Below are 7,627 nucleotides of genomic sequence, written 5' to 3'. Positions count from 1 at the left end.
GCCCCATCCCGCGTCCGTGGCATCCCCGCCGTTTCCGCCGTTTCCGCCGTTGCCCCAGAAGAACCCGCCGGCCCCGCCGGCCCCGCCGGCGCCGCCATTGCCCCCGCCGATTCCGTCTGTGCCGTCGCCGCCGTTGCCCCCGTTGCCGAACAGGAACGCGGCATTGCCCGCCTGTCCCGGTGTTCCGTTGATCGGAGCCAGGTATTCGACCGCGCTGATCTCCGTCGAGGGACCCGGGCCGCCGGCGTTGCCGCCGTTGCCGATCAGCCAGCCGGCATTGCCGCCGTTGCCGCCGTAGTAGCCGTCGCCCCCGTCTCCGAACAGCAAGCCGCCGTCGCCGCCGTCGGGATGCTCAGCGGTTCCGGCGGCGCCGTCGCCGATGAGGAACTGGCCGGACCAGGTGTTGACCCAGTCGGCGACCTGAATCCCCTCGGGGCTGTTGATCCAGTCGTCGATCGCCCCGTGGATCGGGGCGTAGACGTACTGCTCGAACCATCCACCGTCGAGGGCGGTGCCGAGCGCGGCCTCGGGTGCGGTGTTGATGGCCCAGGAAGTCGGGTCAGCCCAGGCGATCGAATCCAGCCAGGCGCTCAGATCTCCCCAGTCCTGCGTCGAGTCGACGGCTGTCGTGGGTGCGTCGAGAGAGCCGAACAGATCGAACCACCAGTCGAGGTCCGCTGCCGCCCGGGGCGCGGTCAGCATCGGGGCGAGCCCGACTGCGGCGAATATTCCAGCGACTGCGCGGGCCTTGTGTCGACGATGTTGCGAGCGCTTGCTGTCGGCCTTTCGGCTTCGACGTGACGTCATCTCGCACCTCCGCCCAGGGCCGCACGTGATGCTGAGGCGTGCCTGGTGTGAGGTGATTTTTCCACCAAGCGGGCTGGCAGTAAACGGTCAGAAGCAACTACGTCCAAGCAGGCCGCTTTTCGCTCTGCGCCGCCCTAGCGAACCTCAGATGGTGGCGACTCTCAGGGGAAGCGGGTCAGGCAGCGGTCGAAATCGCCGAGTACCCCGGTGCGGTAGGCGTCGATACGCGAGAAACCGGCGGGCACCGATTCCCCGTTGACGTCCCCGGCGGCCAGGCCGTTGGTGAGCAGCCCCGCCACGGCTTCGTCCAGATCACCCGCGGTCAACGCGATGATGCCGCCGTCGGAGGTGGTGACCCCCTGGGAGAGCCGGGTGGTCGCCACCCCGGTCAGGCACGCGGTGCGCAGCGCGGCCGCGGCGTTGTCGAGCACCAGACCGCCGTGCTCGACCTGCACCGCCTGCAGGTACCGCGACATCAGCACCGAATAGGCGGTGTTGTCACCGGACAGCGTCGCCAACTTCTGGTCCTTGCTGGGAGTGCCCATGGTCTGCAGGGCCGGCAGGTCGACGGCGATGGTGTTGGTCGCGGGGCAGTACGAGGCCGGCGGGCTGGGGCGGGCATTCGCGCACGATGACGCGGAGGCGGTGTCGAACGTCAGTTGCGGTGGCTCGGCCGGGGTGAAGGCGATATTCATCGCGTCGACGATGAGCCGCACCGAGCCCTCGCTGACGGGCACCTCACCGGTCTCGTTCTGCTGCAGCTGTACCGGCAAGTCGCCGCGGCGCTGCTCGATCTCCTTGTCGTCGATGGCTTTGCAGGACCCCGCGCCGTCGGTGAACCCGAACTGGAACGCCGAGATCCGTTCGAACGCCGAGCCGTGCTCGTTGCTGCCGACCGTCTCGCCCGGGTTCAGCAGCGGGTCGCGCAGCGCCAGCATCGCGGCCAACACACCGTTCAACCCGTCACCGGTGCTGAGCGTGAAGCGGGGCGAGTCGCCTTGGGCCACCCACCGCAGGTAGACACCGGCCAGACAGTCCGCCTGCTGCTCTGCCACCAGCGTCGGTGTCTGACGTCGTTTGGTGATCCCGGCCGCCCGAGCGATCGCGTGGCCGTACTCATGGGCGAGCACCATGGTGATCGCCATGTCACCGTAGGCGCTGCGCAGCGCCGGCAACAACAGCCGACGATCCCACCCGAGGGTGTCATCCAGGTAGCAGTAGGCCGCGTTGACCAACAGGAAAGTCCTGCTCTGGCAGAACGTTCCGCGCAGCTGGCCGGGATCCCAGGAGTACAGGGTTTTCACCGGCTCGAAGTCGCCGTCGAAGGTGTTGGGATAACTGACCGCCCAGAACGCCTCGAGGTCACTGACCGACTGGGCGGCGAGCTGGTCGATGCGACCACCGTCGGTGCCCTCGACCTCGCGGCTCGGTGGCGGGGCGTCGGGCCGCAGCCCGGTGGGCCCGTCGACCGCCTGCAGGCCACCCACCCGGAACGGGTCGGCGAAGATCGAAACCGGTGTGCCGTCCAGCATCCGGGCGCACCCGCTCAACAGCAGCACCAATATGCAGGCCGCCGCACAAGCACGGTGGCGTCGGTGGCCAGGTCGCATGAAAGATCACGATAGTGCGCTCAGCCGTCGCGTAGCCGCTTCAGCGCCAGACGGACCTTGGCGGTGTCGGTCGTGGCCCAGAACGGCGGCAGCGACGCCCGCAGATATCCGGCGTAGCGCGCGGTCGCCATCCGCGAGTCGAGCACCGCCACGACGCCCCGGTCGTCCACGCTGCGCAGCAACCGGCCCGCACCCTGGGCCAGCAACAGCGCGGCGTGGTTGGCGGCGACCGCCATGAAACCGTTGCCGCCGCGGGTGCTGACCGCACGCTGCCGGGCGGTCAGCAGCGGGTCGTCGGGCCGCGGGAACGGGATGCGGTCGATGAGTACCAGGGACAGCGACGGGCCCGGCACGTCGACGCCCTGCCACAGCGACAAGGTGCCGAACAGCGACGTGGCGGCGTCGGCGGCGAACTGCTCGACCAGCGCGCCGGTGGTGTCGTCGCCCTGGCACAGCACCGGGGTGTCCAGCCGCTCCCGCATCGCCTCGGCCGCGGCCCGTGCCGCCCGCATCGAGGAGAACAGGCCCAGGGTGCGCCCGCCGGCCGCCGTGACCAGCTCGGCGATCTCGTCGAGCTGCGCATCCGTGCCGGTGCCGTCGCGCCCGGGCGCCGGCAGGTGCGCGGCCACGTAGAGAATGCCGGCTTTGGCGTGAGCGAACGGCGAACCGACATCCAGCCCACGCCAATGCGCATCGCCGGACTCCGAGCCGCCGGTCAGCCCCCAGGCGCCGGCCATCGCATCGAAGGTGCCGCCGACGGTCAGCGTCGCCGAGGTCAGCACCGTCGTCGCGCGGGCGAACAGCCGGTCGCGCAACAGACCGGCCACCGACAGCGGCGCCACCCGCAGCACCGCGCGCACCGACCCCCGGTTGTCTTCGTGGCTGAGCCACACCACGTCGGAGCGCTCGGAGATGACCGGTTCGAACGAGGTCAGGATCCGCGCGGCGGTGTCGGCGATCTCGGACAGTGCGGCGACCGCCTCTTTGCGGGCGGCTGCGGCCTTGGGATCCGACGGCGCGGTGTCGATCGCCGAGCGCACCGCGCCGGCGGCATCGCGCAGCGCGGCAAGATACGTCGCCAGCTCGTCGTCGAGGTGATCCATCCGCCCCGGCGTGCCGTCGTGAATCGCCGAGCCGAACGTCAGGGACGCGGCGTCGAGGCGTTGTACCAGTTCGGGGGAGACCAGCCGGGTGATTCGGCGCACCGCGACACTGAGCGCGGCCGCGGTCAGTTCACCGGTGGCCACCGACGTCACCCGGTCCACCAGCTCATGTGCCTCGTCGACCACCAGCAGTTCGTGCTCGGGCAACACGTTGGTCTCGGAGATGGCATCGATGGCCAGCAGGGCGTGGTTGGTGACGACGACATCGGCCTCGGCGGCGACGGCGCGGGCCCGCTCGGCGAAGCAGTCGGTGCCGAACTGACAGCGGGCAGCGCCCACACATTCTCGCGCCGACACGCTGACCTGAGACCAGGATCGTTCGGGCACACCGGGTTTGAGGTCATCGCGGTCGCCGGAGTCGGTGTCCTGCGCCCAGGCGGTGAGCCGCTGCACGTCTCGGCCCAGGGCGCTGGCGGCCAACGGTTCGAACAGTTCCTCCTGCGGCGCCTCGTCGGAATCATCGGCCGACCCGCTGTGGATCTTGTTCAGGCACAGGTAATTGCGTCGCCCCTTGAGTAGCGCGAAGGTGGGGCGCCGGGGGAGCACGTCCGCCAGGGCATCGGCCAGCCGCGGCAGGTCGCGGTCGACCAGCTGGCGTTGCAGGGCGATGGTCGCCGTCGACACCACCACAGGGTGATCGTCGGTGACCGCCCGCGCGATCGCCGGAACCAGATAGGCCAGCGACTTTCCGGTGCCGGTGCCGGCCTGCACCGCCAGGTGCTCGCCGACCTCGAAGGCCCGCGCCACCGCCTCGGCCATGCGCACCTGGCCGTCGCGCTCGCTGCCGCCCAGGGCGGCTACCGCGGTCGCGAGCAACTCGGGTACGGATGGGTCAGCCATGGTGTGCACACGGTAGCCCGCGTCGCGGCGGCTGAATGCCGTCGGATCGGGCTTCCTGCCGAGGACGGTAGCGACACCGCCGCCCTCGGCCCCACCCGTTTTCGGTCCGATTCCCGTTACCCTGGGGCGATGACCAGCCAGCGGTTGCCCGGCGGAGCGGTACACGAGTTGCCTGCCGACCTGCGCGACGGGTTGCTTGTCAGCCCGACCGCGTTGGAGGCGTGGCAGAGCATTACCCCGTTGGCGCGCAACGAGTTCATCTGCTGGGTCGAAGACGCCAAGCAGCAGGTCACCCGCGAGCGGCGTATTCGCCGCACCCGCGAGGAGCTGGAGGAGGGCAAGCGGCGCCCCTGTTGCTGGCCCGGGTGCAAGCACCGCGAACGCAACGGCCGTTAGGCCGACGGTCCGGGGTCACCCGGAATCAGCCGGGTCGGGATCGCCGGCTCGCCGTGCGCCAGCTTCAATCCCTCCCACGGCAGGCTGCGCAGTCCGGAAGCGACGCGATCCCGCGCCGCGGCCAGGGCATCGGGCCCGGTCGTAACCACCACATCGCCGCCGCGGACCAGTGCAACGGTCAGCACGCGGTCCGGCCCGTCCACCTGCGGCGGGCGCCCGGCCGGGTAGATCACCTCCTCAACGATGGTGCCGCTGCGCCGCGACACCCGCAGCGCCTGCTTGCGCCCGCCCGCCGACGTCTTGGCGGCGCTGCGCTTGTGCACCGGCACGCCGTCGACCTCGACCAGCTTGTAGACGAAGCCGGCCGCCGGTGCGCCCGATCCGGTCACCAGCGCCGTGCCGACGCCGTAGCTGTCCACCGGGGCGGCCCGCAGCGCGGCGATGCCGTATTCGTCGAGGTCCCCGGAGACCACGATCTTGGTGGCGGTGGCGCCCAGCCGGTCCAGCTGGTCGCGGACCTGATGAGCCAACACCGCCAGCTCACCGGAGTCGATGCGCACCGCGCCGAGCCCCGGCCCGGCCGCCTCCACGGCATTGGCCACACCGGTGGTGACGTCGTAGGTATCGACCAGCAGCGTGGTGTCGACGCCTTGGGCGGCGACCTGGGCGCGGAACGCCGCCAATTCGCCGTCGGCGCCGGTGTGCAGCAGGGTGAAGGCGTGCGCGCTGGTGCCCAGCACCGGCACACCGAAGCGGCGGTGTGCCTCCAGGTTCGACGTTCCGGCGAATCCGGCCAGGTAGGCGGCGCGGGCGGCCGCGACGGCGGCCTGCTCGTGAGTGCGCCGCGAACCCATCTCGATCAGCGGCCGGTCGTCGGCCGCGCTGACCATCCGGGCGGCCGCCGAGGCGATTGCGGTGTCGTGGTTGAAGATCGACAACAGCAGCGTCTCCAGCACAATGCACTCGGCGAAGCTGGCGTGCACGCTGAGCACCGGCGAACCGGCGAAGTAGAGCTCGCCTTCGGGGTAGCCGTCGACGTCGCCGCGAAAGCGGAAATCGGCCAGGTAGCCCAGGGTGTCCGCATCCAGGAACTCTGAGAGCAGATTCAGTGCGGCGTCATCGAAGCTGAAGGTGCGAAGCGCCGCCAGGAACCTGTCGGTGCCGGCCACCACCCCGTAGCGGCGGCCTTCGGGCAGTCGGCGGGCGAACACTTCGAAGCTGGTCCGCCGGCCCGCCGTGCCGTCGCGCAGCGCCGCGGCCAGCATGGTCAGCTCGTACTTGTCGGTGAGCAGCCCGCCACGGCGGGCCGAGGTGTCCACCCGCCAACCGTATCGGCTGGACTCGACCCCACCTCGTCTCGGTATCCTGAGCGCTATGGCCACGTCAGCAGCGACGTCCACCCCGGTCAAGCCGCAGGGCACCGGCCAGCGGCACGCTGACCCGGTCGAGGACGTCGCTTCACCCTGGGTGACCATCGTCTGGGACGATCCGGTCAACCTGATGACCTATGTGACCTACATCTTTCAGAAGCTGTTCGGTTACAGCGAGCCGCACGCGACCAAGTTGATGTTGCAGGTGCACCACGAGGGCAAGGCCGTGGTGTCGGCGGGCAGCCGTGAGTCGATGGAGGCCGACGTGTCCAAACTGCATGCCGCCGGATTGTGGGCGACCATGCAGCAGGATCGCTGAAACTCAACCGAAGGGAATCGGGCCTCACCGTGCAGAAGTGGAAGCGGGTCGAAACCGATCGAGGCCCCCGCTTCCGGTCAGCGCTGGCACTGCACGAGGCTGCGCTGCTCGGGAATCTGGTCGGCTCGATCATCGGGATGCTCGAGGCGCGTGAATCCGCTTCTCCGCCCGACGAACTCGAACAGATCACCGGGATGAGGACGGGCAACTCCAAGCCGCCCCAGGACGCCACCACGCGGCGGCTGCTGCCGGACTTCTACCGCCCCGACGGCGACGGCGCTCCGGTCGATTCCACGCTCGATGCCGACGTGCTGAACGCGGCGCTGCGCAGCCTGCACGAACCGGAGATCATCGACGCGAAACGTAATGCCGCACAACAGTTATTGGACACACTTCCGGCAAAGGGGGGTCGTTTCGAACTGACCGAGGAGCAGGCGAATGCCTGGATCGCGGCGGTCAACGACATCCGCCTCGCGCTGGGCACCATGCTGCAGATCGGCCCCGACGGCCCCGATCGGCTGTCACCGGGTGACCCGATGGCCGGCCAGCTCAGCGTCTACCAATGGCTCACGGTGTTGCAGGAATATCTGGTGGTCGCATTGATGGGAGGGCCCAGGAGATGACGGGCATGGGGTCGATCACCGATGTCGGCGGTATCCGGGTGGGCCATCACCACCGGCTCGATCCGGACGCGACGCTCGGGTCCGGCTGGGCCAGTGGCGTCACCGTGGTGTTGGCGCCTCCGGAGACGGTCGGTGCCGTCGACTGCCGTGGCGGCGCGCCGGGAAGCCGGGAGACCGATCTGCTGGACCCGGCCAACAGCGTGCGCTGGGTGGACGCGGTGGTGCTCTCCGGCGGGAGTGCCTACGGGCTGGCGACCGCCGACGGCGTGATGACCTGGCTGGAGGAGCAGGGCCGCGGGGTGGCCTTGGACGGAGGCGTGGTGCCGATCGTGCCGGCCGCGGTCATCTTCGACCTGCCGGTCGGAGGCTGGGACCGACGGCCCACCGCGCAGTTCGGCTATGCCGCCGCGGCGGCGGCCGCCGGCCCCGACGGCGACAAGCCGGCGGTCGGCAGCGTGGGTGCCGGGGTTGGGGCGCGGGCAGGGGTGTTCAAGGGCGG

At 70.1% G+C, this 7,627-nt stretch carries 7 protein-coding genes and 1 pseudogene; 4 read left to right on the top strand and 4 right to left on the bottom strand.

Features of this window, described 5'->3' with window-relative positions; all coding sequences use genetic code 11:
- The 3 genes and pseudogenes from BST28_RS22475 to BST28_RS22465 form a co-directional block, all read right to left on the bottom strand.
- A pseudogene (locus tag BST28_RS22475) lies at nt 1-702 on the bottom strand (PGRS repeat-containing protein); the annotation flags it as partial.
- A 266-nt stretch (nt 703-968) separates the two neighbouring features.
- Entirely contained in the window at nt 969-2,417 is a 1,449-nt protein-coding gene (locus BST28_RS22470) for a neutral zinc metallopeptidase (RefSeq protein WP_065288949.1), read from the bottom strand.
- Nucleotides 2,418-2,437: 20 nt separating this feature from the next.
- Nucleotides 2,438-4,420, bottom strand: a complete 1,983-nt coding sequence (locus BST28_RS22465; RefSeq protein ID WP_083083177.1) for an ATP-dependent DNA helicase — start codon at nt 4,418-4,420, stop codon at nt 2,438-2,440.
- Nucleotides 4,421-4,549: 129 nt separating this feature from the next.
- Between BST28_RS22465 and BST28_RS22460 the strand changes: the two genes are divergently transcribed.
- Entirely contained in the window at nt 4,550-4,816 is a 267-nt protein-coding gene (locus BST28_RS22460; RefSeq protein WP_019738248.1) for a YdeI/OmpD-associated family protein, read from the top strand.
- Here the strand turns inward: BST28_RS22460 and BST28_RS22455 are convergent.
- A complete protein-coding gene (locus BST28_RS22455) occupies nt 4,813-6,135 on the bottom strand; it encodes a nicotinate phosphoribosyltransferase (protein ID WP_269085783.1) in 1,323 nt (440 codons plus the stop codon). The two genes, BST28_RS22460 and BST28_RS22455, sit on opposite strands and share 4 nt — an antisense overlap.
- 55 nt (nt 6,136-6,190) lie before the next feature.
- On the opposite strand from BST28_RS22455, the gene clpS reads away from it, so the two are divergent.
- From clpS to BST28_RS22440, 3 genes are all read left to right on the top strand, one after another.
- Nucleotides 6,191-6,505 carry an ATP-dependent Clp protease adapter ClpS gene (gene clpS / locus BST28_RS22450; RefSeq protein WP_019734728.1) on the top strand — a complete coding sequence of 105 codons (315 nt, stop codon included), beginning with the start codon at nt 6,191-6,193 and terminating at the stop codon, nt 6,503-6,505.
- Between the two features lie 29 nt (nt 6,506-6,534).
- The gene (gene aosR, locus BST28_RS22445; RefSeq protein ID WP_083083175.1) at nt 6,535-7,128 is read left to right on the top strand and encodes an oxidative stress transcriptional regulator AosR; all 594 of its coding nucleotides are present in this window, start codon (nt 6,535-6,537) and stop codon (nt 7,126-7,128) included.
- 5 nt (nt 7,129-7,133) lie between these two features.
- Nucleotides 7,134-7,627, top strand: a 494-nt coding sequence (locus tag BST28_RS22440) for a P1 family peptidase (RefSeq protein ID WP_207570178.1), incomplete at its 3' end; no start/stop codon positions are given.

The organism is Mycolicibacter kumamotonensis, from assembly GCF_002086285.1.
Classification (GTDB): Bacteria; Actinomycetota; Actinomycetes; order Mycobacteriales; family Mycobacteriaceae; genus Mycobacterium; species Mycobacterium kumamotonense.
This window is presented reverse-complemented; position numbering and strand designations above follow the sequence as displayed.